Source organism: Saccharopolyspora sp. NPDC050642, assembly GCF_040654735.1.
Classification (GTDB): domain Bacteria; phylum Actinomycetota; class Actinomycetes; order Mycobacteriales; family Pseudonocardiaceae; genus Saccharopolyspora; species Saccharopolyspora elongata.
In genome coordinates this window covers 141,578-166,972 of sequence record NZ_JBFAIN010000008.1, presented here as the reverse complement: position 1 = coordinate 166,972, position 25,395 = coordinate 141,578, and the positions used below count along the sequence as shown (strand labels likewise).

The 25,395-nt window shown below is 71.0% G+C and carries 24 protein-coding genes; 7 read left to right on the top strand and 17 right to left on the bottom strand.

Features of this window, described 5'->3' with window-relative positions; genetic code table 11:
- Positions 1–201: 201 nt before the first annotated feature.
- A complete protein-coding gene (locus AB0H93_RS15765; RefSeq protein WP_358572779.1) occupies positions 202–1,338 on the top strand; it encodes a steroid 3-ketoacyl-CoA thiolase in 1,137 nt (378 codons plus the stop codon).
- Positions 1,339–1,488: 150 nt separating this feature from the next.
- Here the strand turns inward: AB0H93_RS15765 and hsaB are convergent, their stop codons facing one another.
- The 8 genes from hsaB to AB0H93_RS15725 form a co-directional block, all read right to left on the bottom strand.
- Complete coding sequence (gene hsaB / locus AB0H93_RS15760) at positions 1,489–2,058, bottom strand: 3-hydroxy-9,10-secoandrosta-1,3,5(10)-triene-9,17-dione monooxygenase reductase subunit (protein WP_358572777.1); 570 nt, start codon at positions 2,056–2,058, stop codon at positions 1,489–1,491.
- Positions 2,055–2,957, bottom strand: a complete 903-nt coding sequence (hsaC, locus tag AB0H93_RS15755) for an iron-dependent extradiol dioxygenase HsaC (RefSeq protein ID WP_358572775.1) — start codon at positions 2,955–2,957, stop codon at positions 2,055–2,057. The genes hsaB and hsaC overlap by 4 nt, the downstream gene beginning before the upstream one ends.
- A 226-nt stretch (positions 2,958–3,183) precedes the next feature.
- Positions 3,184–4,044, bottom strand: coding sequence for a 4,5:9,10-diseco-3-hydroxy-5,9,17-trioxoandrosta-1(10),2-diene-4-oate hydrolase (gene hsaD, locus AB0H93_RS15750; RefSeq protein WP_132490383.1), 861 nt, complete (start codon positions 4,042–4,044; stop codon positions 3,184–3,186).
- The gene (gene hsaA / locus AB0H93_RS15745) at positions 4,041–5,213 is read right to left on the bottom strand and encodes a 3-hydroxy-9,10-secoandrosta-1,3,5(10)-triene-9,17-dione monooxygenase oxygenase subunit (protein ID WP_358572772.1); all 1,173 of its coding nucleotides are present in this window, start codon (positions 5,211–5,213) and stop codon (positions 4,041–4,043) included. The genes hsaD and hsaA overlap by 4 nt, the downstream gene beginning before the upstream one ends.
- Positions 5,214–5,257: 44 nt before the next feature.
- Positions 5,258–6,301 carry a 4-hydroxy-2-oxovalerate aldolase gene (gene dmpG, locus AB0H93_RS15740; RefSeq protein ID WP_358572770.1) on the bottom strand — a complete coding sequence of 348 codons (1,044 nt, stop codon included), beginning with the start codon at positions 6,299–6,301 and terminating at the stop codon, positions 5,258–5,260.
- Between the two features lie 136 nt (positions 6,302–6,437).
- A complete protein-coding gene (locus tag AB0H93_RS15735; protein WP_358572768.1) occupies positions 6,438–7,331 on the bottom strand; it encodes an acetaldehyde dehydrogenase (acetylating) in 894 nt (297 codons plus the stop codon).
- Between the two features lie 64 nt (positions 7,332–7,395).
- Entirely contained in the window at positions 7,396–8,184 is a 789-nt protein-coding gene (locus tag AB0H93_RS15730) for a 2-keto-4-pentenoate hydratase (protein WP_358572766.1), read from the bottom strand.
- A 4-nt stretch (positions 8,185–8,188) separates the two neighbouring features.
- The gene (locus AB0H93_RS15725; protein ID WP_358572764.1) at positions 8,189–9,766 is read right to left on the bottom strand and encodes an FAD-binding protein; all 1,578 of its coding nucleotides are present in this window, start codon (positions 9,764–9,766) and stop codon (positions 8,189–8,191) included.
- A gap of 145 nt (positions 9,767–9,911) precedes the next feature.
- Between AB0H93_RS15725 and kstD the strand changes: the two genes are divergently transcribed.
- From kstD to AB0H93_RS15705, 4 genes are all read left to right on the top strand, one after another.
- Positions 9,912–11,585, top strand: a complete 1,674-nt coding sequence (kstD, locus tag AB0H93_RS15720) for a 3-oxosteroid 1-dehydrogenase (protein WP_358572762.1) — start codon at positions 9,912–9,914, stop codon at positions 11,583–11,585.
- Positions 11,586–11,805: 220 nt separating this feature from the next.
- Positions 11,806–12,945, top strand: coding sequence for a Rieske 2Fe-2S domain-containing protein (locus AB0H93_RS15715; RefSeq protein ID WP_358572760.1), 1,140 nt, complete (start codon positions 11,806–11,808; stop codon positions 12,943–12,945).
- Positions 12,942–13,292 (top strand): hypothetical protein, encoded by a 351-nt coding sequence (locus tag AB0H93_RS15710; RefSeq protein WP_358572758.1) that lies wholly within the window; start codon positions 12,942–12,944, stop codon positions 13,290–13,292. The genes AB0H93_RS15715 and AB0H93_RS15710 overlap by 4 nt, the downstream gene beginning before the upstream one ends.
- A gap of 53 nt (positions 13,293–13,345) precedes the next feature.
- The gene (locus AB0H93_RS15705; protein ID WP_358572756.1) at positions 13,346–14,356 is read left to right on the top strand and encodes a ferredoxin--NADP reductase; all 1,011 of its coding nucleotides are present in this window, start codon (positions 13,346–13,348) and stop codon (positions 14,354–14,356) included.
- Here the strand turns inward: AB0H93_RS15705 and AB0H93_RS15700 are convergent.
- Together AB0H93_RS15700 and AB0H93_RS15695 are read right to left on the bottom strand one after the other, a co-directional pair.
- Complete coding sequence (locus tag AB0H93_RS15700; protein ID WP_358572754.1) at positions 14,343–14,549, bottom strand: hypothetical protein; 207 nt, start codon at positions 14,547–14,549, stop codon at positions 14,343–14,345. The two genes, AB0H93_RS15705 and AB0H93_RS15700, sit on opposite strands and share 14 nt — an antisense overlap.
- 232 nt (positions 14,550–14,781) lie before the next feature.
- Positions 14,782–16,149 (bottom strand): FAD-binding oxidoreductase, encoded by a 1,368-nt coding sequence (locus AB0H93_RS15695; RefSeq protein ID WP_358572753.1) that lies wholly within the window; start codon positions 16,147–16,149, stop codon positions 14,782–14,784.
- 63 nt (positions 16,150–16,212) lie between these two features.
- On the opposite strand from AB0H93_RS15695, the gene AB0H93_RS15690 reads away from it, so the two are divergent.
- Positions 16,213–17,187, top strand: a complete 975-nt coding sequence (locus AB0H93_RS15690) for a YafY family protein (protein WP_358572751.1) — start codon at positions 16,213–16,215, stop codon at positions 17,185–17,187.
- 387 nt (positions 17,188–17,574) lie between these two features.
- On the opposite strand, the gene AB0H93_RS15685 is transcribed toward AB0H93_RS15690, so the two are convergent.
- From AB0H93_RS15685 to AB0H93_RS15665, 5 genes are read right to left on the bottom strand one after another with little or no spacing between them, the layout of a single operon-like run.
- Positions 17,575–18,741: a lipid-transfer protein gene (locus AB0H93_RS15685; RefSeq protein WP_358572749.1), complete on the bottom strand. Its 1,167-nt coding sequence runs from the start codon at positions 18,739–18,741 to the stop codon at positions 17,575–17,577.
- Positions 18,738–19,163 (bottom strand): MaoC family dehydratase, encoded by a 426-nt coding sequence (locus AB0H93_RS15680; protein ID WP_358572747.1) that lies wholly within the window; start codon positions 19,161–19,163, stop codon positions 18,738–18,740. Before AB0H93_RS15680 ends, AB0H93_RS15685 begins: the two co-directional genes overlap by 4 nt.
- Entirely contained in the window at positions 19,160–20,116 is a 957-nt protein-coding gene (locus AB0H93_RS15675) for a bifunctional MaoC family dehydratase N-terminal/OB-fold nucleic acid binding domain-containing protein (RefSeq protein WP_358572745.1), read from the bottom strand. The genes AB0H93_RS15680 and AB0H93_RS15675 overlap by 4 nt, the downstream gene beginning before the upstream one ends.
- A gap of 12 nt (positions 20,117–20,128) precedes the next feature.
- The gene (locus AB0H93_RS15670) at positions 20,129–21,301 is read right to left on the bottom strand and encodes an acyl-CoA dehydrogenase family protein (protein WP_358572743.1); all 1,173 of its coding nucleotides are present in this window, start codon (positions 21,299–21,301) and stop codon (positions 20,129–20,131) included.
- An 8-nt stretch (positions 21,302–21,309) separates the two neighbouring features.
- Positions 21,310–22,362, bottom strand: coding sequence for an acyl-CoA dehydrogenase family protein (locus AB0H93_RS15665; RefSeq protein ID WP_358573008.1), 1,053 nt, complete (start codon positions 22,360–22,362; stop codon positions 21,310–21,312).
- A 202-nt stretch (positions 22,363–22,564) separates the two neighbouring features.
- On the opposite strand from AB0H93_RS15665, the gene AB0H93_RS15660 reads away from it, so the two are divergent.
- Positions 22,565–23,248 (top strand): class I SAM-dependent methyltransferase, encoded by a 684-nt coding sequence (locus AB0H93_RS15660; protein WP_358572741.1) that lies wholly within the window; start codon positions 22,565–22,567, stop codon positions 23,246–23,248.
- 363 nt (positions 23,249–23,611) lie between these two features.
- Here AB0H93_RS15660 and AB0H93_RS15655 read toward each other — a convergent pair whose 3' ends face one another.
- Together AB0H93_RS15655 and AB0H93_RS15650 are read right to left on the bottom strand one after the other, a co-directional pair.
- Positions 23,612–24,685, bottom strand: coding sequence for a prenyltransferase (locus AB0H93_RS15655; RefSeq protein ID WP_358572739.1), 1,074 nt, complete (start codon positions 24,683–24,685; stop codon positions 23,612–23,614).
- On the bottom strand, positions 24,672–25,394 hold the full coding sequence (locus AB0H93_RS15650) for a methyltransferase domain-containing protein (protein ID WP_358573006.1): 723 nt from the start codon (positions 25,392–25,394) through the stop codon (positions 24,672–24,674). The genes AB0H93_RS15655 and AB0H93_RS15650 overlap by 14 nt, the downstream gene beginning before the upstream one ends.
- Position 25,395 lies beyond the last annotated feature (1 nt).

The window sequence follows — 25,395 nt, the reverse complement described above, 5'->3', positions numbered from 1 at the left end:
TACAGCGGCGCGAGATCCGACCGAAGAATTGGAACGAGTTCTAAACAAGAGAACCACACTTCCAAGATTCAGTAAACCCCTGTAACTAACCTTGAATCGTGCAAGAGAACGCGCTTTCGACCAGGCTTGATTCGAACTCTTGTAAAGACATCAGAACGTGTTCTAGTTTTGAGGCCGGAGACCGTGCGAGAGGAGATCCAGGTGGGCAATCCGGTGATCGTGGAAGCGGTCCGCACGCCGATCGGCAAGCGCCGCGGCCGGCTCTCGGGGCTGCACGCCGCCGAGATCCTCGGCGCCGCGCAACGCGGCCTGCTCGACCGCGCCGGCATCGACGCCGCCGAGGCCGACCAGGTGATCGGCGGCTGCGTGACCCAGGCCGGCGAGCAGTCGAACAACGTCACCCGCACGGCATGGCTGAACGCCGGCCTGCCGCACCAGGTCGGGTGCACCACGGTCGACGCGCAATGCGGGTCGGCGCAGCAGGCCACGCACCTCGTCGCGGGCCTGATCGCCGTCGACGCGGTGCGGGTCGGCATCTCCTGCGGCGTCGAGGCGATGAGCCGCGTGCCGCTGCGCAGCAACCTCGGCACCGACGTGGGCATGCCGCGGCCGGACACCTGGGACATCGACCTGCCGAACCAGTACGAGGCGGCGGACCGCATCGCCGCGCGCCGCGGCATCACCCGCGAAGACCTGGACGCCTTCGGCCTGCGCTCCCAGGACCGCGCGCAGGCGGCGTGGCGGGAGGGTCGCTTCGACCGCGAGATCGTCCCGGTCCGCGTTCCCGGCGGCGACCTGGTGACCCGCGACGAGGGCCTGCGCGAAACCAGCATGCAGGCCCTCGGCGGCCTGAAACCCGTTCTGGAGAACGGGATGCACACGGCCGGGACGTCGTCGCAGATCTCCGACGGCGCGGCGGCCGTGCTGTTGGCCGACGCCGACCGGGCCGCCGAGCTCGGCCTGCGGCCGCGCGCCCGGATCGTCGCGCAGTGCCTGGTTGGCGGCGAGCCGTACTACCACCTGGACGGGCCGGTGCAGGCCACCCAGCGGGTGCTGGAGCTCAGCGGCATGAAGGTCGGGGACATCGACGTCTTCGAGGTGAACGAGGCGTTCGCCTCGGTGGTGCTGTCGTGGGCGGCGGTGCACGAACCGGACCTGGACCGGGTCAACGTCAACGGCGGCGCGATCGCGCTCGGCCACCCGGTCGGCAGCACCGGAGCCAGGCTGATCACCACGGCCCTGCACGAGCTGGAGCGCCGCGACGCCACGACGGCGCTGATCACGATGTGCGCCGGCGGAGCCCTGGCCACGGGCACGATCATCGAACGGCTGCGCTGAAGAAACGAAGCGAACGGACCGTCCACCTCAATAGCCGAGGCGAACGGGCCGTTCACTCCAACCACCCAACACCGGCGCGCACGAACCGGACCGAGGTGAACGGACCGTTCGTCTCGATAGGCGGAGTGGACGGGCCGTTCGCTTCTGGTGTTACAGCCAGTCGTCGGGGTGGATCGTGGTGAGGAACAGGTCGAGATCCGTTGGCGGGGACTGCGGCGTCGGGGCGAGGCCCGCGTAGGCGCCCCGGTAGAACAGCAGCGGTGCGCCGGCCGCGGTTTCGCCGAGGGACCGGACGCGCCCGATGGCGATGTAGTGGTCGCCCGCCTCGTGCACCGCCTCGATGTCGCAGTCGATCCAGGTCAGCACGCCGTCGAGGATCGGGGCGCCCGACGGGGCCGGGTGCCAGCGGAGGCCCGCGAACTTGTCGTCGCCGCTGCGGCCGAACACGGTGCTGACCGGTCGTTGCGACTCCGCCAGGACGTTGACGCAGAACCGCCCCGCACGCTCCAGCACCGGCCAGGCCCGGGACGTGCGGGACGGGCAGAACAGGACCAGCGGCGGGTCCAGGGACAGCGCCGCGAACGACTGGCAGGCGAAGCCCACCGGCCGCTCGCCGTCCGTCCCCGTCACCACCGTGACGCCGGTGCCGAAGTGCCCCAGCACCCGCCGGAACACCGCCGGCTCCGGGGCGAGCGACACCCGTGCCTCGTCGCCGCTCATGGGCGGGCGCCGACGCTGAAGTCGTGGCCCCACAGGCTGACCGCCGTGCTCTCGCGGGCGATCCAGTCCTCGTCTTCGACCTGCCTTCCCTCGCAACCGAATTCGACGTCGAAGCCGCCGGGCGTCTTCATGTAGAACGACAGCATCAGGTCGTTGACGTGCCGCCCCAGCGTCGCCGACATCGGCACCTTCCGCCGTTGCGCGCGGTCCAGGGTCAGCCCGACGTCGTCGACGTCGGCGACCTCCACCATCAGGTGCACGATCCCGCTCGGCGTCGGCATCGGCAGGAACGCCAGGCTGTGGTGGCGCGGGTTGCAGCCGAAGAACCGCAGCCAGGCCGGATCCCCGTCCGCGGGGCGGCCGACCAGCTCCGGCGCCAGCCGCATCGAGTCGCGCAGCCGGAAGCCCAGCACGTCCCGGTAGAACCGCAGCGCCGCCTCGTCGTCGTGGGTGGACAGCACCACGTGCCCGAGGCCCTGTTCCTCGGTGACGAACCGGTGCCCGTACGGGCTGACCACGCGGCGGTGCTGCAGCGCCACCCCGTGGAAGACCTCCAGCCCGTTGCCGGACGGGTCGTTGAAGCTGATCAGCCCGTTGACCCGGCGGTCGGCGAGCTCGTCGGCCGTGCCTTCCTCGTACGGCACGCCCGCGCTCTCCAGCCGGGCCCGGACCTCGTCCAGCTCCCCGGAGTTGGCGACCTCCCAGCCGGACGCGGCGAGCCGGTCCTGCTCGCCGGGCAGGATCACCAGGCGCGCCGGGAAGTCGTCCATCCGCAGGTACAGCGCGTCCGGGGAGCCTCCGGTGCCTTCGACCATGCCTAGCACCTTCAGGCCGAACACCCGCCACGCCTCGACGTCGGTCGCCTCGATGCGCAAGTAGCCGAGCGAACGAATGCCCACGGCGGGCCTCCTATTGGTCGTCTTGATCTTGGCTTGCGTAGCGGTGCAGGTAGCGGCCCCCTGCGGGAATTGCGGCCGCCTCCTCGCTGTGGGATCCCCGGCTCATGAATGCCAATTCACCACGTCGGGGCTGTCCTCGCGAGAAGACGCCTGAGAACCCGCAGCGGTGCAAGCTGAGTCCGACACCGCAAGCGGCTGACGCCGCTTATGAACCAGGTCCCTCAAGTCAGTCGAGCAGGAAGTCCTTGGCGATCCGGTTGAATTCGGCGAACTTCTCCACCTGCGCCCAATGCCCGCAGCGGCCGAACACGTGCAGCTGCGCGCGCGGGATCAGCTTCAGCGCGACCAGCGCGCCGTCCAGCGGGTTGACCCGGTCCTCGCGACCCCAGATGAGCAGGACGCGCTGCCGCAGGCGGTACGCCTCCCGCCACAGCATGCCTTCCTCGAAGGTGTCCGGGTGCATGAACGACGCGCCCATCGCCCGCATCGCGGCCAGCGATTCGGGGGACGAGGCGGCGGCGTAGCGCTCGTCGACGAGCTCGTCGGTGATCAGCGACTGGTCGTAGACCATGGCCCGCAGGAAGTCGGCGAGCTTCTCCTTGCTGGGGCCCGGAGGCGCGCCGAAGGCGCTGAGCTTGCGGACGCCCTCGGTCGGGTCCGGCGCGAACGCGTTCAGGCTCAGGCCGCCGGGGCCCATCAGCACCAGCCGCCCGGCGCGGTCCGGGTGGTTCAGCGCGAAGCGCACCGCCGTGCCGCCGCCCAGCGAGTTGCCCAGCAGGTGGGCGCGCTCGATGCCGAGCTCGTCGAGCAGCTCCAGCAGCGCGGTCGCGCTGTGCGTGAAGTACTGGCCGTGCTCGGTCGGCTTGTCGGAACGGCCGAAACCGGGCTGGTCGACCGCGATGGCGTGGAAGTCCTCGGCGAAGACACCGATGTTGCGGGAGAAGTTGCTCCACGAGGAAGCCCCCGGTCCCCCGCCGTGCAACATGACCACTGTGGACGCCGACGGATCGCCGGCCTCGTGGTAGTGCAGGGTGAGTCCGGACGGCAGCTTCGCGGTCCGGCTCGTCGTGTCGAAATCGACCGTCATACCATCGAGTCCTTCACTGGGATGCCGAATTCTCCGGAACCGAACATCAGGTAGGCGCGCTCCAGGTCGTTGGCGGCGTGCACCCGGCCCGCGTGCGCGTCGCGCCAGAACCGCTGGATCGGCGTGCCCGACCACAGCGCTCGACCGCCGGAGTTCTCGAAGAGCCGGTCGATCGCCGAGATCGCCCGCGCCGTGCCGCGCACCTGGTCTCGCCGTGCCCGCAGCCGCAGCGACATCGGGACCTCCTCGCCCGCCTGCACCAGCGCGTACTCCTCGGCGAGGTTGTTCGTCAGCTGCAGCCACGCCGCGTCGATCTCGCTGCCCGCCTCCGCGATCCGCACCTTCGCGAACGGGTCTTCCTTGGCCTTCTCCCCCGCGTACGCCGCCCGCACCCGCTTGGCCTGGTGCGCCACGTGCGCGTCGTAGGCGCCTTGGGCCATGCCGATGATCGGAGCGGTGATCGTCGACGGATGCACCGTCCCCCAGGGGAGCCTGTACAGCGGCGCGGTGTTGACCTGGTGTCCCGGGCACTGCGTCTTGGACATCGACACGAAGCTCAGCGCCCGGTGCTGCGGGACGAAGACGTCCTCCACGACGATGTCGTTGCTGCCGGTGCCGCGCAGGCCGACGGTGTCCCACACGTCTTCGATCCGGTAGTCCCCCAGCGGCAGCAGGTACGTGCAGAAGTCGACCGGCTTGCCGTCATCGCCCAGCACCGGCCCGCCGAGGAACACCCACGACGCGTGGTCGCAGCCGGAGGAGAAGCTCCACCGCCCGCTGAGCCGGTAACCGCCGTCGACGATGGTCGCCCTGCCCATCGGCGCGTACGACGAGGACACCCGCGTCGCCGGGTCGTCGCCCCAGACTTCGTCCTGGGCCTGCTCCGGGAACAGGGCCAGGTGCCACGGGTGCACGCCGAGGATCGACGCCACCCAGCCGGTCGAGCCGCACGCGCTGCCGATGAGCCGGACCGCGCCGTAGAAGTCCAGCGGGTCTGCCTCGTAGCCGCCGTAGCGCTCCGGTTGCAGCAGTGCGAAGAAACCGGCCTCCTGCAGGGCCGCGATGGTCTCGTCCGGGATCTTCCGGCCGTCCTCGGCCTTCTGCGCGCGGTCCCGCAGGACCGGCAGGAGTTCCCGCACCCGTTCGACGACTGCTCGACTGTCCTTCATCGGCCGCTCCCGTTTCCCGAGTGATCACAGGCTAGAACATGTTCTTATTCGTGTCGATCCCGCTGGAGTTCCAGCGCGATGTCGATGAGCTGGTCCTCCTGGCCGCCGACGAGCTTGCGCTCGCCCGCGCGCACCAGCAGCGCCGCCTCGCTGACGCCGTAGCGCTCGGCCTGCCGGGCGGCGTGCTTGAGGAAGCTGGAGTACACCCCGGCGTAGCCCATCATCAGCGCCGAGCGGTCCAGCAGGCATTCCTCGGGCATTGCCGGGCGCACCACGTCCTCGGCCGCATCGGCGATGGCGAAGAAGTCGATCCCGGTGCGGATGCCGAGCTTGTCGCACACGCCGACGAACGCCTCCACCGGAGTGTTCCCCGCCCCGGCGCCGAAACGCCTTGCGCTGCCGTCGATCTGCACCGCGCCGGCCCGTGCCGCGGCGACGGAGTTGGCGACGGCGACACCGAGGTTCTCGTGCCCGTGGAAGCCGACCTGCGCCTCGCCGCCGACCTCCGCGACGAGCGCCGACACCCGCTCGGCCACCTGCTCCAGCACCAGCGCGCCCGCCGAGTCGACGACGTAGACGCACTGGCAGCCCGCGTCGACCATGATCCGCGCCTGCTTCGCCAGCGACTCCGGCGGCTGGGAGTGCGCCATCATCAGGAAGCCGACGGTCTCCAGGCCCAGCTCGCGCGCCAGGCCGAAGTGCTGCTCCGACACGTCGGCTTCGGTGCAGTGCGTGGCGATCCGGCACACCGAGGCGCCGTTGTCGCGGGCGATGACGATGTCGTCGGTGACGCCGACTCCCGGCAGCATCAGCACGGCGATCTTGGCGTTGCGCGCCGTCTCGGCGGCGATGGTGATGAGTTCCTGTTCGGGCGTGCGGGAAAACCCGTAGTTGAACGACGAGCCGCCCAGCCCGTCGCCGTGCGTCACCTCGATGACCGGCACTCCCGCGCCGTCGAGCGCGGTGACGATGTCGCGCACCTCCGCCGCGGTGAACTGGTGGCGCTTGTGGTGCGAGCCGTCGCGCAGCGAGGTGTCGGTGATCCGCACGTCCAGGGCGTCGGAGTAGGTGTTCGGCAGGCCGGTCATGCCAGTTCCGCCTCTCCGCGTTTCACAGTTGTGGTTGCGTCCGGCTCAATCCCGCGTTTCGCAGTTTCTTGTGGCTGGTTTGCGTCACGTTCCCCTGAGGTGCGGTTGAGGAGAACTCGGGTTGACACAGGACTACTCATGCCACTGCCTCCTTGCTGACCAATTGCTCCCCCACCCGCACCGCGGCGGCGGTCATGATGTCCAGGTTCCCGGAGTACGGCGGCAGGAAGTCGCCCGCGCCCTCGACTTCGACGAAGATCGCCGCGCGCGCCATGCCGCCGGTGGCCGGCGACGGCGGGTCGAACTGCGGCTCGGCGAGCAGCCGGTAGCCGGGCACGTACTCGGCGATCTCGGCGGCCATCTTGGTGATGGACGCGCCGATCGCGTCGGTGTCGGCGTCGGCTGGGATGGCGCAGAAGATCGTGTCGCGCATGATCACCGGCGGGTCGGCCGGGTTCAGCACGATGATCGCCTTGCCGCGCTCCGCGCCGCCCAGCACCTCGATACCCTTGCTGGTGGTGCGGGTGAACTCGTCGATGTTGGCGCGGGTGCCCGGCCCGGCCGACACCGACGCGACCGACGCGACGATCTCGGCGTAGGCGACCGGCACCACCCGCGACACCGCGTGCACCATCGGGATGGTCGCCTGGCCGCCGCAGGTGATCAGGTTCAGATTCGGCGCGTCCAGGTGCTCGTCGAGGTTCACCGGCGGCACCACGTAGGGCCCGACGGCTGCCGGCGTGAGGTCGATGGCCCGGATGCCCGCCTCGGCGTAGCGGGGCGCGTTGGCCCGGTGCACCTTCGCCGAGGTGGCTTCGAAGACCACGTCGGGACGGTGGTGCTCCAGCAGCCAGTCCACGCCGTCCGCGCTCGCCGCGACCCCGAGATCCGCCGCCCGGCGCAGGCCAGCGCTGGCCGGGTCGATGCCGATCATCCACCGGGGTTCGAGGTGCGCGGAGCGGCTCAGCTTGTGCAGCAGGTCGGTGCCGATGTTGCCGGATCCGACGATCGCCGCGGTCGCCTTGCCCATTCCGCCTCCTTTCTGCAGGTCAGGTGTCGTGAGTGGTTGTGGCCGCCCTGGCGGCCACAACCACTCACGACCCGAACGACACCGACACGGAGCCCAGTTCGGCTCCGCCGCACCGGAAGTCGGCGCGGAACTCGTCACCGGGCGACACGTCGATCGCACGGGTGCAGGAGCCGGGCAGCACGACGTTGCCGGCCCGCAGCCGCACACCGAAGGCGGCGACCTTCCGCGCCAGCCAGGCGACGGCGGTGGCGGGGTTGCCCAATACCGCGTCGGACCGGCCGTGCTCGATGGCCTCGCCGTTGCGCCACAGCACCGCGCCGATCCGTTGCAGGTCAACGGAACCCGGGTCGATCCGCGCCGTGCCGAGCGCGAAGCCCGCCGAGGACGCGTTGTCCGCGATCGTGTCCACCAGGCTGATCCGCCAGTCCGCGATCCGGCTGTCGATCAGCTCGATCGCCGGCACCAGCGCCTCGGTCCCGGCCAGCACGTCGGCCTCGGTGCACTCCGCGGGCAGGTCCGCGCCCAGCAGGAACCCGACCTCGACCTCCACCCGCGGCACGCAGTACCGCCGCGGGTCGACCGGCTCGCCCTCGGGCAGCCGCATGCTCGCCAGCAGGTGCCCGTAGTCGGGCTCGGACACGCCCATCATCTGCTGCATGACCGGCGAGGTCAGCCCGACCTTGTGGCCGATGACCGGCTCGTCGCGCCGGCGCACGTTCAGCAGTTGGATCTCGTAGGCGTCGACCGCGTCCAACCGCGGGATCGTCTCCACCAGCGGCGGTATCGGCGCGCGATCGCGCTCCGCGTCCCAAAGCCGCTGCGCCACCTCGGCGCGCGCGTCAGCTGCCAGCATCCGTTCACCCCTTCGCCGAGTTGAGCCCGGCCCTGCGGCCGGAGAACACGCAGTCGGCCAACGACAGCCCGCTGATGTAGGACTCCGAGCACACGCCGACCGCCGAGCGACCGGCCGCGAACAGGCCGGGAACGGTGCCGCCGTGCTCGTCCCGCACCTGCCCGGTGCCCTCGTCGACGAGCAGCCCGCCGAGGGTGAGCATCGGGCACGGGTAGGCCAGGCTCGGCCGGATCGAGACGTCCAGCAGCGCGAACGGCGGCCGGTCCAGGACCTGGACGAACTCCGCGGGTTTGCCCGCCGGATCGGGTTTTCCGTCGTGCGCGGCCATGTTGTGGCTGTCCACTGTGGTCCTTAATCCCGCCGCGTCGACACCGGCTGCACGGGCGACCGATTCGAGGGTGTCGCCGGTCGCCGCGGTCGCGAGCAGGTAGTGCGCTTGCAGCCGCTGGAACCACACCGTCTGGCTGCGCAGCTGCTGCTTCGCGAGCCGCTGCAACCGCTGGTCGACCAGCAGCCAGCCCCGACCGCCGTGCCGCTCGACGAGCGCCTGCCCGTGCGCGGCGCCGTAACGGGATTCGTCGCCGATCCGCCGGCCGTCCCGGTCGACGAGGACGCCGCTGAGCATCGCGCTGGGCGGGCTGATGAAACGCCATGCCGAGATCCGGTCCAGCTTGCCGACCGCGCCGCCGACGTCCTGCCCGAGCCGGATGCCGCTGCCGTCGTCGCCCTGCGTGCCCAGTGGCAGCCCGCCCCGGTACGCAGGCGCGAATCGTCGCATCATCTCCCGGTTGGCCACGAATCCGCCCGCGGCCAGGACCACCGCTCGGTCCGCGTGGATCCGCACGGCTTCGCCGCGCCGCTCCAGCCGCTCGACCCGACCGTGCAGCAGCCGCGCCAGTTTCGGCACGTAGAGCCCGGGTTTCGCCGCGACGCGGCTCAACGCCCGATGCACGCGGCGAGCGGCTCCGCCGACGCGCTCGCAGTCGACCGCGCAGACCCGGCCATCGGCGTCCAGCACCAGCTCTCGCGCGCGGGTCTCGGTGAGCACCTGGACCCCGGCCCGGCGCACCGCCTCCGCCAGCGCCGCGAACAGCACTTTCCCCGACGTGCCACGGCCCTTCGTGCGATGGCCTCGCGGGGCGGGTGCCGCCACGTCCCGGAAGCCGCCCGCCGCTTCGCTGCCGGAGTAGTAGAGGTAGTGCCGGTTGCTCGGGTACGACGTCTTGTACGGGCAGAGGCTTCCCTCGAACGGCACGCCCTGCTGCTCCAACCAGGTGATCATGTCGGCGCTGGAGTCGCAGAACCGGCGGAGCGTGTCCGCGCCGACCGCGTCGCCGACCTCTTCCCGCAGGTATGCGTACATCGCCTCGGGCGTGTCCGACACGCCGGCCGCGCGCTGCTGCCGGGTGCCGCCGCCCGCGTAGACGACGCCACCGGACAGGGCGCTGGCACCTCCGCCGCCGAACCGGTCGATCAGCACGACGCGGGCGCCCGCGCGGGCCGCTTCGAGCGCGGCGCAGGCCCCGGCGACGCCGAAGCCGACGATCACCACATCGGCGTGCAACGCGCTGCGCTGGACCATCGCACCCCTCACAAGTTTGTAACAGGTTCTCTTCGTGAGTTCATCGAGGCAAGTGCCCGTTTTCTGGCTACACCATAGCGCCACTGGCGCAGAAATCTATAACATGTTTCAGTATTGACCGCGAGGTTGGCGCGAGGGAGGTGCGATGACCGCAGGGACACCCGATGCCCGCTCCGAGTTCGACGTCGTCGTGGTCGGCAGCGGCGCCGCCGGGATGACGGCGGCGCTCACGGCGGCCCGGCAGGGACTCGACGCCGTGCTCGTCGAGAAGGCGGCGAAGTTCGGCGGCTCCACGGCCCGCTCCGGCGGCGGCGTGTGGGTGCCGAACAACCACGTGCTCGCCGAGGCCGGCATCACCGACAGCCCGGAAGCCGCGAGCAACTACCTCGCCCACATCGTCGGCGACGCGGTCGACCCCGAACAGCGGGCCGCCTTCCTGGCGGCCGGCCCGCGGATGCTCGCCGAGGTCCTGCCCAGCACGCCGCTGCGCATGCGGTGGGTGCCCGAATACGCGGACTACTACCCGGAAGCCCCCGGCGGCCGGGTGCGCGGGCGATCCATCGAGGCCGCTCCGCTGGACGGCCGGGTGCTCGGCGACCTGCTCGCCGACCTCGAACCCGGCTACGGCAAGGCCCCGGCGAACCTGGTCGTCACGCAGGCCGACTTCCGGTGGCTGAACCTGCTCGCCCGCCACCCGCGCGGCCCGCTGCGCGCCCTGCGGGTGGGAACGCGCTGGCTGCTCGCCAGGATCCGCGGGCAGCGCCTGCTCGCGCTCGGCCAAGCACTGGCCGCGGGCCTGCGGGTCGCACTGCGGGACGCCGGCGTGCCGGTGTGGCTGAACACCCCGCTGATCGACCTGGAGCACGACGGCGGCCGGGTCACCGGTGTCGTCGTCGAGCACGAAGGCGAGCGGCGGACCTTGTTGGCGCGGCGCGGAGTCGTGCTGGCCGCAGGCGGGTTCGAGCACAACGAACAACTGCGCAAGCAGCACCAGCGCGAGCCGATCGGTACGCAGTGGACCGTCGGAGCGAAGGCCAACACAGGCGACGCGATCATCGCCGCCCAGCGGCTCGGTGCCGCGACGGAGCTGATGGACGACGCGTGGTGGGGGCCGTCGATCCCGCTGCCCGGCGGGCCGTGGTTCTGCCTCGCCGAACGAACCCTGCCCGGCTGCATCCTGGTCAACGGCGACGGAGAGCGGTTCGTCAACGAGGCCGCGCCGTACGTCGACGCGGTGCACGCCATGTACGGCCCCGGCGACGGGCCCGGGCGGCACATGCCGACCTGGCTGATCGCCGACCAGCGCTACCGCAACCGGTACATGTTCGCGGGCCTGGGCCCGCGGCAGCCGTTCCCGGGCCGCTGGTACAAGACGGGGGCCATCCAGCGGGCGGCGACGGTCGAAGCGCTGGCCGAGCGCATCGACGTGCCCGCCGACGCGCTGCGCCGCACGATCGAGCGGTTCAACGGCTTCGCGCGCAGCGGGGTGGACGCCGACTTCCAGCGCGGCGACTCCGGATACGACCGCTACTACGGCGATCCGCGCAACAAGCCGAACCCGAGCCTGGGCGCGCTGGAGGTAGCGCCGTTCTACGCCGTGAAGATCGTACCGGGCGACCTCGGCACCAAGGGCGGCCTGCGCACCGACGTGCACGCGCGAGTGCTGCGCGAAGACGGCACGCCCATCGAAGGCCTCTACGCGGCAGGCAACACCAGCGCCGCCGTGATGGGCCGAACCTACGCCGGGCCGGGCGCGACCCTCGGCCCAGCGATGACCTTCGGATATCTCGCCGCGCAACACCTGGCAACCGAGGAGTGAATTCGGCAATGGGCTTGCGTAGCGGTGCGGGTTGCGGAACCTCAGACGCCGTCTGGACTGTGGGAGCCCCGATTTATGTATGCCCAATACACGGCATCGGGACTGTCCTCGCCAGACGACGTCTGAGAACCCGCGGCGGTGCAAGTCGAGTCCCCCACCGCATGCGGCTAACGCCGCATTTTCAAAAGCCTACTGAGGCGGTACGAGCGAAAGGGACGAGATGACGGCGGCAAACAACGACGAGGTGCGCACCATCGACGTCGGAACCCCACCGACCCGGTTCGCGCGCGGCTGGCACTGCCTCGGACCGGTCGAGCAGTTCAAGGACGGTCGGCCGCACGCCGTGGAGGCGTTCGGCACCAAGCTCGTCGTGTTCCAGGGCGAGGACGGCGGCCTCAACGTGCTCGACGGCTACTGCAGGCACATGGGCGGCGACCTCACGCAAGGCACCATCAAGGGCAACGCGGTCGCCTGCCCGTTCCACGACTGGCGCTGGGCGGGCAACGGCCGCTGCACCGGAATCCCCTACGCGAAGCGGATTCCGCTGCGCGCCCGCACCAAGGCGTGGCCCGCGATGGAGGAGAACAAGCAGCTGTTCGTGTGGAACGACCCGCAGGGCAACCCGCCCCCGGCGGACGTGACGATCCCGCACCTACCGGAGTCGTTCTCCGACGAGTGGAGCAACTGGACCTGGGACACCGTGCGCATCGAGGGCTCGAACTGCCGCGAGATCGTCGACAACGTGGTGGACATGGCGCACTTCTTCTACATCCACTTCGCGTTCCCGACGTACTTCAAGAACGTCTTCGAGGGCCACATCGCCAGCCAGTACCTGACCACCAAGGGCCGCCCGGACATCGGCGCGGGCACCTACTCCGGCAGCGACAACCAGGTGCGCTCGGAGGCGTCGTACTACGGGCCGTCGTACATGATCGACCGGCTGTGGAACGAGTACCACGGCTACACCATCGAGACGATCCTGATCAACTGCCACTACCCGATCACCGCCGATTCGTTCGTGCTGCAGTGGGGCGTGCTGGTCAAGAAGCTGCCGGGGCTCTCCGACGAGCAGGCGGACAAGCTGGCGGCCAAGATCGCCAAGAACACCGGCGTCGGGTTCCTGCAGGACGTGGAGATCTGGCGGAACAAGACGCGGATCGACAACCCGCTGCTGTGCGAGGAGGACGGCCCGGTCTACCAGCTGCGCCGCTGGTACGAGCAGTTCTACGTGGACGTCGAGGACGTCAGCGAGGACATGGTGGCGCGGTTCGAGTTCGAAGTGGACACCAGCCGCGCGAACGAGGTGTGGGAGCGGGAAGTCGCGGAGAACCTCGCGCGCAAGCAGGCGGAGAGCTCATGACCTGGGCGAAGGCACCGGACCTGGCCGACCGGCCCGCGGCGCTGGCCAGGGTGCGCGAGGGCACGGCCGCCGACCGGGACGACTACCTGCGGTCGGGGCTGTGCCCGGTGGAGTGCGGGCGCTGCGGCGTGCGGGTGCTGGCGAAGAAGAACAGCCCGCAGCACACCAGCATCCAGTGGACCGCCGAAGGCGCTCGCCGGTGTGCGACGTTCGCCGACCGTCCGGCGGGCGAGGTCGCCGAGTCCTGCGCCGACGTGCTGGCGAGCGTCGACGCCGCGGCCCGCGACGGCCACCTCGCCACGTCGCCGCAGGATTCCGATGGAGCCCAGAACCGCAATTTCCATTGAAATCGAACCTTCGATTTCAATGGAAATTGCGGACCAGACCCCAGGAGCCAGTGATGCCCGAACCCGCCCGACTGCGGGTCGCCGCGGTCATCGACGAGACCCGGGACAGCCGGTCGCTGGTGTTCGAGCCGCCGCCGGAGTGGTCCTACCGGCCCGGCCAGTTCCTCACCCTGCGAATCCCCAGCGATCGCACCGGTTCGGTGGCGCGCAGCTACTCCCTGTCCAGCTCGCCGCACGTCGACGAGGCGTGGCAGGTGACGGTGAAGCGAGCCGGCTACGGCTCTAACTGGTTGTGCGACAACGTCGTCACCGGGACCACTGTGGACGTTCTGCCGCCCGGCGGCGCGTTCACGCCGGGCTCGCTGGACGAGGACTTCCTGCTGCTCGCGGCGGGCAGCGGGATCACGCCGGTGATGTCCATCGCGAAGTCGGTGCTGGCCGCCGGGACCGGGCGCGTGGTGATCGTCTACGCCAACCAGGACGAGGATTCGGTCATCTTCGCCGCCGAGCTCCGGGATCTGATCACCCGGCACCCCGACCGGCTCGTCGTGGTGCACTGGCTGGAATCGGTGCAAGGCCGCCCGACGGTGCCCGCGCTGCGCGAGCTGATCAGACCCTTCGCGGACCACGAGTGCTTCGTGTGCGGTCCGGGCGGCTTCATGGACGCCGCCGCGGAAGCGCTGAAGGACCTGGAAGTCCCGCGCGCTCGGACCCACGTCGAGCGCTTCGTCTCCCTGAAGCGCAACCCCTTCGAGAAGAAGCGCCCCAAAGCGCCCGAGCCGGCCGAGGACAACGCGACGATCGCGGTCGAGCTCGACGGCGAACACCACCGGTTCGCGTGGCCGCGCCAGAAGCGCCTGCTGGACCTGCTCCTGGAAAAGGGCCTGGATGCGCCGTTCTCCTGCCGCGAAGGCGCGTGCAGCGCCTGCGCCTGCCGGATCCGGAGCGGCGAGGTGAAGATGCTCCAGAACTCGGTCCTCGACCAGGAAGACCTCGACGACGGCATCATCCTGGCCTGCCAGTCCCTCCCGATCACCGACGAGGTCCACATCACCTACGAATGAGACCTCCGGCGAGCACGTCCGAGGCGAAGTCCGCCGCCGAGCGCGGCGGTCGCCCGAGGACCTCCTGGACGCCGGTGCCCAGCTCGGGCTCCGCTTCCGCGCGGTAGTTTCGGTAGAGCGCGGCCAACCCCGCGACGTACTCAGCCGACAAACCGGTGCGCACCAGTCCAGCCTGCCATTCGGCGTCGGGCACGATGTCTCGGTATCGGACCGAATTCCCCAGGACGGCACCGAATTCGCCGGCCACCGCTCGACGGTGATCCGCTCGGGGCCGCTGAGGGACAGCTGGCCACCGACCGGCCGCTCCGCGAGCAGCTCGGCGGCGGCCACCTCGGCGATGTCGCGGGTGTCGATGAAACCACGCGCCCCCGCCCCTCCCGGATCGGCGAGCACCCCGGCGACGATGGAATCTGCAGGAACACCGATCAGCGCGCCGGCGGGATGTTGTGGTTCAGGCGGAAGAGGTTCTTCGGGTCGTGGCTCGCCTTCAGAGCAGCGAGGCGGTCGTAGTCCGCCGGGTCGTATGCCGCGCGGACGCCTTCCGGATTGGCGCTGCCGCCCGCCAGGAAGTTCAGGTTGCGGCCGCCCGTCGACCACGGGGACATCTCTCGCATGACGCGGCTCTGCAGCTCGCGGGCCGCGTCGACGGTGGCTTCGTCGACCTTGGAGTTGACGCCAAAGACGTACGGCGCGTCGCGGTGCCCGACGCAGTTGCCCGCCGGCCGGGACAGCGCGCCGCCGAGGTGGCGGACCTCGACCACGCACCGCTGCGGCGCGTCCGGGCCGACCAGGTCGAGCAACGTCTTGATCGCCGCGTCGTCGAAGTCGCGCAGCATCGCGTTGTCCGTGACGTAGCCCATCGGCTGGACCGGATCGTTGTTGATCGAGCCGACCTCCCGGTACGGCATCTCGCGCACCGAGTCGATCAGCCGCGGCCCGACCGCCCGCAACGGCTCGGTCAGCCGCTCTCCCTCCGCCGGATCACCGGCGTACGCGATGCGCACGTGCACGACGTGGCGGCCGCGCAGCGGCTCCGGCAGGGCCGGAACGTCCGGGAACGGGACCAGCGCGACCGAGGAGGTCATCTCCTCCGCCAGGTCGCGGGTCCACTGCTGCCAGGTCCGCAGCACGTCGCCGATCAGGTGCGCGTCGAAGTACAGGCCGCCGCCGTAGAGGCTCGCGACCGGCATCAGGTCCACCTCCATACCGGTCACCACGCCGAAGTTGCCGCCCGCGCCGCGCAGCGCCCAGAACAGCTCGGCGTCGGATTCGGCGGTGACGCGGCGGAGCCGCCCGTCGGCGGTGACGATCTCGATGGCGCGCACGTGGTCGGCGGCGTAGCCGTAGCGCCGCCCGAGGTGCCCGAGGCCGCCGCCGAGGGTGTAGGACACCGCGCCGACGTGCGGTGCGCTGCCGGACAGCGGCGCCAGCCCGAACTCCGCTGCGGCCTCGACCACCTGGCCCCAGCGCACGCCCGCGGCGAACCACGCGGTGCGCCGCTCCGCGTCGATCCGGACCTCCGACATGCGACCGGTCGTGATCAGCAGCCCGCCCTCGACCTCGGAGGCGATGCCGTGACCGGTGCTCAGCACCGCCACCGGCAGGTCCTGCTCCGCCGCGAACTCGACTGCCGCCCGCACATCTTCCGCGTCGACCGCGCCCACCACGACCTGCGGTCGGCGCTGGTCGAAGGCGAGGAATCCGGAACGTTCGGCGTCGTAGTCGGTGTCTCCCGGCAGGAACACCGGTCCCTGCACGCGGTCGGTCAGTGCGGCGAATTCGTTTGATGCCATGCCAGGAACACTAGCCCGCCTTGAGGACAGTTCTTGTCCTAAACGGTATGCGATCCTGAAAACATGACGACGACGCTGCCCGCCCGGTTGCTCCGCCTGCTGTCGCTGCTGCAGAGCCGCCGCGAGTGGTCCGGCGGCGAGCTCGCCGACCGGCTGGAAGTCACCGGCCGCACCGTGCGCCGCGACATCGACCGGCTCCGCGAGCTCGGCTACCCCGTCGAGAGCACCACCGGCACCGCGGGCGGCTACCGGCTGGCCTCGGGCAAGAACCTGCCGCCGCTGCTGCTCGACGACGACGAAGCCGTCGCGGTGGCGGCCGGACTGCTGACCGCCGCGAGCGGCAGCGTGACCGGCATCGAGGAGAGCTCGATCCGCGCGCTGGCGAAGCTGGAGCAGGTGCTCCCGGTCCGGCTGCGCGGCCGGGTGGGAGCCCTCGCGGGCGCGACGGTGCCGGTGGTGGTGCGCGACGGCCCGCAGGTCGACGCCGGGACGCTGGCCCTCATCGGGGCGGCCTGCCGCGATCACGAGGTGCTGTCCTTCGACTACGAGAAGCGCGGTGGCGCAACGGAATCCCGTCGGGTCGAACCGCACAGCCTGGTCGCGGTGCGCGGCCTGTGGTACCTGATCGCCTTCGACCGAGACCGCGAGGACTGGCGCACCTTCCGCGCCGACCGCCTGATCCGGCCGCTGGCCACCGGCCGCCGCTTCGAACCGCGCGCCCTCCCCGCGGAAAGCCCGGCCGCGCACATCCGGCGTTCGATCATCGACGCGCCCTACCGCTACTCCGCCCGGGTCACGGTGCAAGCCCCCGCCGAGACCGTGCGCGAGCACCTGCACCCGCTGCTGCCGGACCGGGTCACCCCGATCGACGAGCACAGCTGCACCGTGCGGCTCGGCGAGGACGCGCTGCCCGCGATCACCCGCCGTGTCCTCGACCTGGCCGTCCTCGACGCCGACTTCACCATCGGCGCCCCGGACGACCTGCGCGATCACCTGCGATCACGTCTCGGGCGATTGCTCGACGTGCTGTCCGGGTAGCCGACCACGGTGAGTGCCCGAATTTCCCCCGAGAAACCGACCGTTTGCACCTTTTCCTCGAAGCGATCTCGGCCGACGTGAAGTCCGAGGGCACGAAGATCAGGAGTGAACCATGGGTGTCGGCGGCGCTATCCGAGCCAAACTCGCACAGTACCGAGGCCGGATCGCACTCCGATGCAGACCCCCGCACGTCCCGAGCATGGACGAATGCCCGGCCGGCGGCGGCCACGCGCCGGTCCCGAAGCAGGGCGGCGGCGGCCGCATCTGCGCCAAGTGCGGCGAGTCCTGCTAGCAGGGCGCCCCGGGGTGACGTTCTCGCGCGATGAAAACGTCACCCGCAGGCGTGGAGAACGCCGTTTTCGCGCGAGAACGGCGCAACCGCGAAGCTCACGCCGTCGACAGCACCAGGCCGCTGGTCGGGACGCCGGTTCCGGCCGTGACCACGACGTGCCCGACGTCGTCGACCTGGTTCACCGCCGAGCCCCGGACCTGCCGGACCGCCTCGGCGATGCCGTTCATGCCGTGGATGTAGGCCTCGCCGAGCTGGCCGCCGTGGGTGTTCAGCGGCAGCCGCCCGCCGAGCTCGATCGCGCCGCCGGCGATGAAGTCCTTCGCCTCGCCGCGCCCGCAGAAGCCCAGTTCGTCCAGCTGCACCAGGACGAACGGCGTGAAGTGGTCGTAGAGGATGCCGACCTGGACGTCCTGCGGCCCGATCCCCGCCTGCCGCCACAGCTGCCGGGCCACCACGCCCATCTCCGGCAGCGCCGCCAGGTCGTCGCGGTAGTAGCTGGTCATGGTGAACTGGTCGGCGCCGCTGCCCTGCGCGGCCGCGGCCACGACGGCGGGCGGGTGCGGCAGATCCGCGGCCCGCGCCCGGCTCGTCACCACGATCGCCACCCCGCCGTCGCTTTCCTGGCAGCAGTCCAGCAGCCGCAGCGGCTCGGTGATCCAGCGCGACGCCTGGTGGTCGGCCAGGGTGATCGGCCGCTGGTAGAACCAGGCGTGGGGGTTGGTCGCCGCGTGCTTGCGGTCGGCCACCGCGACGCGGCCGAAGTCCTCGCTGGTGGCGCCGTAGTCGTGCATGTAGCGGCGGGCGAACATCGCGACCTGCGCGCCGGGCGTGGCCACACCGACCGGGTACGACCAGCTGTTGTCCAGCCCCGACGAGGTCGGTGCCGCGGCGGCCGCGGCCTGCACCTGCCCGAACCGGCTCCCGGAGCGCTCGTTGAACGCCCGGTAGCAGACCACGACCTCCGCGACGCCGCTGGCGACGGCCATCGCGGCCTGCTGCACCGTGGCGCACGCCGCGCCGCCGCCGTAGTGGATGCGGCTGAAGAAGCTCAGCTCCGGGATGCCCAGTTCCCGGGCGACGGCCGTCTCGGTGTTGTTGTCCATCGTGAAGGTCACCAGACCATCCACGTCGGACGGTTCCAGCCCGGCGTCCGCGAGGGCGGCCCGGACGGCCTCGGCGGCCAGCTGCAGCTCGCTGCGCCTGGAGTCCTTGGAGAACTCCGTCGCGCCGATCCCGACGATCGCCGCTTCACCCGAGATCATCGCGCCCCCTCCGGAAGTGCCACCCGGACCGTGCCGGTGACGTGCGTGCCGAGGCTGTTGCGGCCCAGCACCTCCACGACGAGCACGTCGCCGTCCCGCTCCAGGACCTGGCCGTGCATGGTCAGCGCGTCGTAGGCGTAGCACGGCACGCCGAGCTTGATCGCCACCCCGCGCACCAGGGCCTCCGGCCCGGCCCAGTCGGTGACGTAGCGCTGCACCAGGCCGGTGGTGGTGAGGATGTTGACGAAGATGTCCTTGGAGCCCTTGGCCACCGCGAGGTCGCGATCGTGGTGCACGTCCTGGAAGTCGCGCGTGGCGATGGCGGTGCTGACCACGAAGGTCGGCGAGACCTCGATGCGTTCCTCCGGCAGCGCGTCGCCGATGGCCACTTCGGCGAGCGACCGCGTTCGAGCCAGTGTCATGACGCCTTCGGCCTCCATCCGGGTAGCACCAGTTCGTCGTCGATCCGTTGGAAGTCGGCCACGACCCGCTGGCCGATCTCGACCGCCGCCGGGTCGACGCCGCGCAGCTCGCCGAGCATCCGCACGCCCTCGTCGAGCTCGACCAGCGCGACGACCAGCGGCAGTTCCTTGCCCGGCACCGGCGGGTGGTGGTGCACGATGTAGCTGTAGACCTCGCCGAGGCCCTCGGAAACCAGGTAGGTCCGCTTGGCGGCGCCGCACTCGGGACACATCGGCCCCGGCGGGTGCCGCAGCAGCCCGCACTGCCCGCAGCGCTGGATGCGCAGCTCGCCGGCCGCCGTGCCCTCCCAGAAGTACGCGGTGTCCGGGTTGACCGCCGGCCGGATCACGTCGGCGCCGGATCGTTGTTGCGGCGCTTCGGGTTTCCGCTCCGGCGGGCGGAACTTCAGGACCCGGAACAGCATCTCGGCCACCGGCTCGTCGCCGACGTACCAGGTGTTGCGGGTGGTGACGAACCAGCCTTCCCCGAGCCCGGTCTTCTTCGGCCCGACGACGCCGTCCAGCCTGGTGGTGACGGTGAGCTGCTCGCCGTGCCGCAGGTACCGGTGGTAGGTCTGCTCGCAGTTGGTCGCGACGACCGAGGTGTACCCGGCGTCGTCGAGCGCGGCCATCATCGCGTACAGCGGGTCGTCGGTGTCGCGGTCCGGGTGCAGGCCACCCATCGTCCACACCTGCGCCATCGCCGGGGGCGCGACCGGTCCACCGTGGACCGATGCGGCCGCGTCGGCCGCCGAGGTGTAGACGGGGTTGGCGTCGCCGATCGCCTCCACCCAGTTGTTGATCATCGGGAGGTTCACGGGATCGCGCGCGGCTCGCGGGGCGCTGGCCCCGCGCTGCTGGATGCGGTCGGCGGCGGCCAGGATGGCGTCCGCCGCGGTGGCAGTGCTGGTCATGTTCCCTCCGGCTCAGCGCGGCACGCGGGGCAGGTCGAGTCCGGCAGTGGCGATCAGTTCGCGCTGCACCTCGTTGACCCCACCGCCGAAGGTGAGCACGAGGTTGCGCTTGTACTGCACGTCGAGCCAGGCGAGCAGGTCTTCGGTGTCCACATCGGACGGATCGCCGTGGCGGCCGACGACCTCGGCCAGCAGCCGGCCCAGGTGCTGGGTGTGCTCCGAGGAGAACACCTTGGTCGCCGAGGCGTCCGCGACGGCCACCGGCCCGAGCGCGGCCGCCGCCGCGACCTGCCAGTTGAGCAGCTCGTTGACCCGCTCGCAGGCGCGCACCCGCGCGAGGACCCGGCGCACGTCGGGCAGTTCGAGCAGCGGCGTGCCGTCCGGCGCGGCCCGGCCCCGCGCCCACTCGCGCACCCGGTCGCGCATGCCCGCGATGCGCCCGGCCGGGCCGAGCATGACGCGCTCGTGGTTGAGCTGGGTGGTGATCAGCCTCCAGCCCCTGTCCTGCTCCCCCACCAGCATGTCCGCCGGCACCCGGACGTCCTGGTAGTAGCTGGCGTTCACGTGGTGCGCGCCGTCGCAGGTGATGATCGGCGTCCACGAGTAGCCGGGATCGCGGGTGTCCACGATGAGGATCGAGATCCCCTTGTGCTTGGGCGCATCGGGGTCGGTCCGGCATGCCAGCCAGATGTAGTCGGCGTCGTGCGCGCCGGTGGTGAAGATCTTCTGCCCGTTGACCACGTAGGAGTCGCCGTCGCGGACCGCCGCGGTGCGCAGCGAGGCCAGGTCCGTGCCCGCGTCGGGCTCGGTGTAGCCGATCGCGAAGTGGATCTCGCCGGCCAGGATCTTGGGCAGGAAGAACGCCTTCTGCTCGGGCGTGCCGTAGGCCTGCAGGGTCGGCCCGACCGTTTGCAGCGTCACGGCGGGCAGCTGCACGTCGCCCCGGGCGGCCTCGTTGGCGAAGATCAGCTGTTCGACGTCGCCGAAACCGCGCCCCCCGTACTCGACGGGCCAGCCGACGCCGAGCCAGCCGTCCCGCCCCATCCGGCGCACCACGTCGCGGTGCGCGGAGCAGTGCCGGTCCACCGCCATCCGCTCGCGCTCGTCGCGCGTCATGAGATCGCCGAAGTAGGCCCGCAGTTCGTCCTGCAGGGCGCGTTGCTCGGCGGTGAGTTCGATGAACATGCCCCTCCTCAGGCTCGTGCCGCGAGCACGTCCAGGCGGTGCTGCGCGCCGCCTGCCAGCCGGGCGAGGTCGGTGATCAGCGACGAATAGCGGTGCAGCGGGTAGGTGATGTCCAAGCCGAGGCCGCCGTGCAGGTGGTGGCAGGTCTGCAGCACCGCCGGGGCCTCCTCGGCGAGCCACCACGCGGCGACCGCCAGGTCCTCGGCCGCGTCGAGCCCGGCGGCCAGCCGCCAGGACGCGGACTGCGCGGCCAGGTGCAGGGTTCGGGCCGCGATGTAGACGTCGGCGATCTGCTGGGCGACGGCCTGGAAAGCGGCCAGCGGCTTGCCGAACTGATGCCTGGTGCGCAGGTGTTCCGCGGTGTGGCCGAGCGCGCCGGCCACCGCGCCGTCACCCACGGCGCAGATGCCCGCGAGCGCGCATGCGTGCAGGTCGGCGAGCACCGCGCGGTCCGGCGCGCCGCCGAGGAACTCGCCGGGCGCGTCGTCGAGGCGGACGGACCATTCGATGCCCGACGACGACCGCACCTGGTGCAGCGTCACGCCTCGCGCGGTCGGATCGACCAGGACGACGCCGGGACCGTCGGGCGTGCTCGCGGAGACCAGGATCCGGTGCGCGAGGTCGGCGTGCAGAACGCCGGTCTTCGCGCCGGAAACGCGGCCGTCCACCGCCTCGGTGCGCGGCTCGTCCGGCAGCGGTGACGACGGCTCGTTCAGCGCAGCGGTGAGGATCTTGCCGTCCAGCAGCTCGTCCTGCTGAGCGGGCGTGCCGTGGCGCGCGACCGGCAGGACGCCGAAGGCCAGCGTGCTCAGGGCGGGGACGTCGGCCGCGACGCGCCCGATCTCGGTGAGGACGATCGCCGTCTCCAGCACGCCGAGTCCCGCCCCGCCCAGCCGCTCCGGCACCGCCAGGGACCGCAGCCCCGCGTCGCCCAGCGCCTTCCAGATCGCCTCGTCGTAACGGGTTCCATCGCCTGGTGCGCCGCGACCGGATTCGCGTCGCAGCACCTCGGCGGCCAGATCTTGCACGGATTGCTGCGTTTCCCCGAAGGCGAACTCCATCCGACCCGCCTCATCCATCGCCCGGTATTGAAACTTGTTCTAGTAGTACCGGCGGCCGGGCCTCAATGCAAGCGGTCGGATGCCCCGACAACGTTGACGACCGCACCCCGGTCCGGGCGAAAGACAACAGGTTCTACCGGAACTGTCCAGTTCAGGAGGTAGGATTCCGGCGGCACCGAACCGGACCAGACGGAGGACGCACGTGACGCAGGGATCGGCCACCGACCGCGAGCAGCACCCCCCGATCCCGGCGGATCTGCGCGAGCTCGCCGAGCGGGCCACCGGATTCATGCCGCCGGAGGAGGGCCAGGCGCTCTACGAGGCGGCGCTGGAGCACCTCGGCACCGGCGTGGCGGTCGAAATCGGCACCTACTGCGGCAAATCCGCCATCTACCTCGGCGCCGCGGCCCGCCGCACCGGAGGCCAGATCGTCACGGTCGACCACCACCGCGGCTCCGAAGAGCACCAACCGGGCTGGGAGTACCACGACCCGAACCTGGTCGACCCGGTCGTCGGCAAGCTGGACACGCTGGGCGAATTCCGCCGGACGATCGCCGCGGCCGGCCTGGAGGACGAGGTCACGGCCATCGTCGGCCGTTCCGGAGCGGTCGCGGAGTTCTGGCGAACGCCGCTGTCGCTGCTGTTCATCGACGGCGGCCACACGGACGCGGCAGCGAGCACGGACTACGAGGGCTGGGCGCACTGGCTGGCGCCGGGCGGAGCCCTGGTCATCCACGACGTCTTCCCGAACCCGGAAGACGGCGGCCAAGCGCCCTACCGGATCTACTGCCGAGCCCTGGAAACGGGAGCGTTCCGCGAAACCCGAGTCGTCGGCTCCCTCCGCGTCCTCCAACGCACAACGGGCGAACCCGGCTCCCGCCCCTAAAACCGAGCCTCGGAAACCCACCGGATCCCCACCCCAGACACCACCGGCCCCGGTCCCCGGGCATTCACCGACCCCAACCCCAGCCATCTCCGGCCCCAAGCGCCTTCACTCCCGAGCTGGCACCGGCCCCCAGCCATCGCCGGCCCCGAGCGCCTTCAGTCCCCAGCCATCTCCGGTCCCGAGGTCCACAGTTTCAATTGAAACCTACGGTCCAGTTTCAATTGAAACTGGACTCCTTCGGCGTGTCGGACCACGACGCGCCGAAGGCTGTGGACAACTTCCGCAATTTCAATGGAAATCAGAGGTCCGATTTCCATTGAAATTGCGGACACACGTGGTCGGCGACGGCGTGGGGAGGGTGGATCAGGGGCCGGAGACGTTCTCGAGTTCGCAGCAGGGGACGTTCTCCAGCGGCAGGCCCGCCGGGAGCTTCTCGCCCCGGAAGATGCCGTTGCCCGGCGTCGCGCGGGACAGCGCGTCCGCCGCCAGGACCACCGCTGCTCCGGTCCAGGTCGAGCGCTCTTCCGGCCAGCGCTTGTCGTCCGCGTAGACCAGGCCCGTCCAGTACGAGCCGTCCGGGTCGCGCAGGTGCTGCATCGCCGCGAGCAGGTCGCGGGCCCGGTCGTGCTCGTCCAGCGCATCCAGGCTGAGCACCAGTTCGCAGGTTTCCGCGCCGGTGACCCACGGGTGGTCGTCGACGCAGCGCACCCCGAGCCCGTCCACGACGAAGTCCGACCAGCGCGCGAACAGCCGCTGCCGCCCGGCCTCGCCGCGCAACGCCCCGCCGAGGATCGGGTAGTACCAGTCCATCGAGTACCGGTGCTTCGGCGTGAACGCCTCCGGGTGGTGGCGCAGCGCGTGCCCGAGCCGGCCCAGCGCCACCTCCCAGCCCGGCTGCGGCTGGTCCAGGTACTCGGCCAGCGCGAGGGCGCAGCGCAGGCTGTGGTGGATGCTGGAGCACCCCGACAGCAGCGCCTCGCCGGTCGGGATGCCCGACTCCCCCACGGCCCAGTCGATCTCGCCCCGCTCCCGCTGCTCGGTGAGCACGAAGTCGATCGCGGCCCGGACCACCGGCCACATCCGCTCCGCGAACCCGTCGTCGCCGCTGATCAGCAGGTAGTGCCAGACACCGACGGCCGGATACGCGCAGAAGTTGGTGTCCGATCCGGCGTCCTCGATCCGCCCGTCGCGGACCTGCAACGGCCAGGAGCCGTCCGGGCGCTGGGTCGCGCGCAGCCACTCGTAGGCGCGCTCGGCCTCGGCGAGCAGCCCGGTCGCGGCCATCGCCATCGCCGACTCGACGTGGTCCCACGGGTCCACGTGCCCGCCCGGGAACCACGGCACCGCGCCGGATGCCAGCTGCGTCGCGGCGATGGCCTTGCCGGTCTGGGCGGCCGCCTCGGCGGACAGCACGCCCGGAACCTCAGGCCCCGGCACGGGCCGATCCCGGCTTGCCCAGGTAGACCGCGATGCTCTTGCCCATCACCGGGTCCAGCAGGCGCTCGGCGGTGCGGGTGATCCAGGGCCCCTTCATCAGGTCCCACACCAGCATCCGGTGGTAGAGCTTGGGCAGCGGGTGGTCGTCGTTGTCGGTGCCGACCGCGCACTTCAGCCACCAGTACGGCGAGTGCAGCGCGTGCGCGTAGTGGTGGAACGCCGGGCGCAGCCCCGCGTCGCGGAGCTTGCCGATCAGCTCGTCGGCGGAGTAGATCCGCACGTGGCCGCCCTCGACCTGGTGGTACTCGTCCGACAGCGCCCAGCAGATCTTCTCCGGCCACGCGCGCGGGACCGTCACGACCACCCGGCCGCCGGGCTTGACGACGCGCACCAGCTCGCGCATCGCCTTCTCGTCCTCGGGGACGTGCTCCATGATCTCCGAGGCGATCACGCAGTCGAAGTGCTCGTCCGGGAAGGGCAGCGCGAGCGCGTCACCGGAGACGGTCTGCGCGGCGGCGCCGTCGGGCACCTGGTTCTCGGCCTTCATCGCGGCGAACATCGCCGCCACGTTCTCCAGCTCCGCGACGTCCTGGTCGAACGCGATCACGTCCGCCCCGCGCCGGTAGAGCTCGAAGGCGTGCCGCCCCGCGCCGCAGCCCAGGTCCAGCACCCGCTGGCCCGGCTGCACGCCGAGCTTGTCGAAGTCCACC

Excerpts from the sequence above, each read along its gene's own strand:
- hsaB (WP_358572777.1), bottom strand. The coding sequence starts at position 2,058 with ATGAGCGGCGACGAGGCACGGGTGTCGCTCGCCCCGGAGCCGGCGGTG.
- hsaD (WP_132490383.1), bottom strand. The coding sequence starts at position 4,044 with ATGACGGTCGATTTCGACACGACGAGCCGGACCGCGAAGCTGCCGTCC.
- hsaA (WP_358572772.1), bottom strand. The coding sequence starts at position 5,213 with ATGAAGGACAGTCGAGCAGTCGTCGAACGGGTGCGGGAACTCCTGCCG.
- dmpG (WP_358572770.1), bottom strand. The coding sequence starts at position 6,301 with ATGACCGGCCTGCCGAACACCTACTCCGACGCCCTGGACGTGCGGATC.
- AB0H93_RS15735 (WP_358572768.1), bottom strand. The coding sequence starts at position 7,331 with ATGGGCAAGGCGACCGCGGCGATCGTCGGATCCGGCAACATCGGCACC.
- AB0H93_RS15730 (WP_358572766.1), bottom strand. The coding sequence starts at position 8,184 with ATGCTGGCAGCTGACGCGCGCGCCGAGGTGGCGCAGCGGCTTTGGGAC.
- AB0H93_RS15725 (WP_358572764.1), bottom strand. The coding sequence starts at position 9,766 with ATGGTCCAGCGCAGCGCGTTGCACGCCGATGTGGTGATCGTCGGCTTC.
- kstD (WP_358572762.1), top strand. The coding sequence starts at position 9,912 with ATGACCGCAGGGACACCCGATGCCCGCTCCGAGTTCGACGTCGTCGTG.
- AB0H93_RS15715 (WP_358572760.1), top strand. The coding sequence starts at position 11,806 with ATGACGGCGGCAAACAACGACGAGGTGCGCACCATCGACGTCGGAACC.
- AB0H93_RS15710 (WP_358572758.1), top strand. The coding sequence starts at position 12,942 with ATGACCTGGGCGAAGGCACCGGACCTGGCCGACCGGCCCGCGGCGCTG.
- AB0H93_RS15705 (WP_358572756.1), top strand. The coding sequence starts at position 13,346 with ATGCCCGAACCCGCCCGACTGCGGGTCGCCGCGGTCATCGACGAGACC.
- AB0H93_RS15695 (WP_358572753.1), bottom strand. The coding sequence starts at position 16,149 with ATGGCATCAAACGAATTCGCCGCACTGACCGACCGCGTGCAGGGACCG.
- AB0H93_RS15690 (WP_358572751.1), top strand. The coding sequence starts at position 16,213 with ATGACGACGACGCTGCCCGCCCGGTTGCTCCGCCTGCTGTCGCTGCTG.
- AB0H93_RS15685 (WP_358572749.1), bottom strand. The coding sequence starts at position 18,741 with ATGATCTCGGGTGAAGCGGCGATCGTCGGGATCGGCGCGACGGAGTTC.
- AB0H93_RS15680 (WP_358572747.1), bottom strand. The coding sequence starts at position 19,163 with ATGACACTGGCTCGAACGCGGTCGCTCGCCGAAGTGGCCATCGGCGAC.
- AB0H93_RS15675 (WP_358572745.1), bottom strand. The coding sequence starts at position 20,116 with ATGACCAGCACTGCCACCGCGGCGGACGCCATCCTGGCCGCCGCCGAC.
- AB0H93_RS15670 (WP_358572743.1), bottom strand. The coding sequence starts at position 21,301 with ATGTTCATCGAACTCACCGCCGAGCAACGCGCCCTGCAGGACGAACTG.
- AB0H93_RS15665 (WP_358573008.1), bottom strand. The coding sequence starts at position 22,362 with ATGGAGTTCGCCTTCGGGGAAACGCAGCAATCCGTGCAAGATCTGGCC.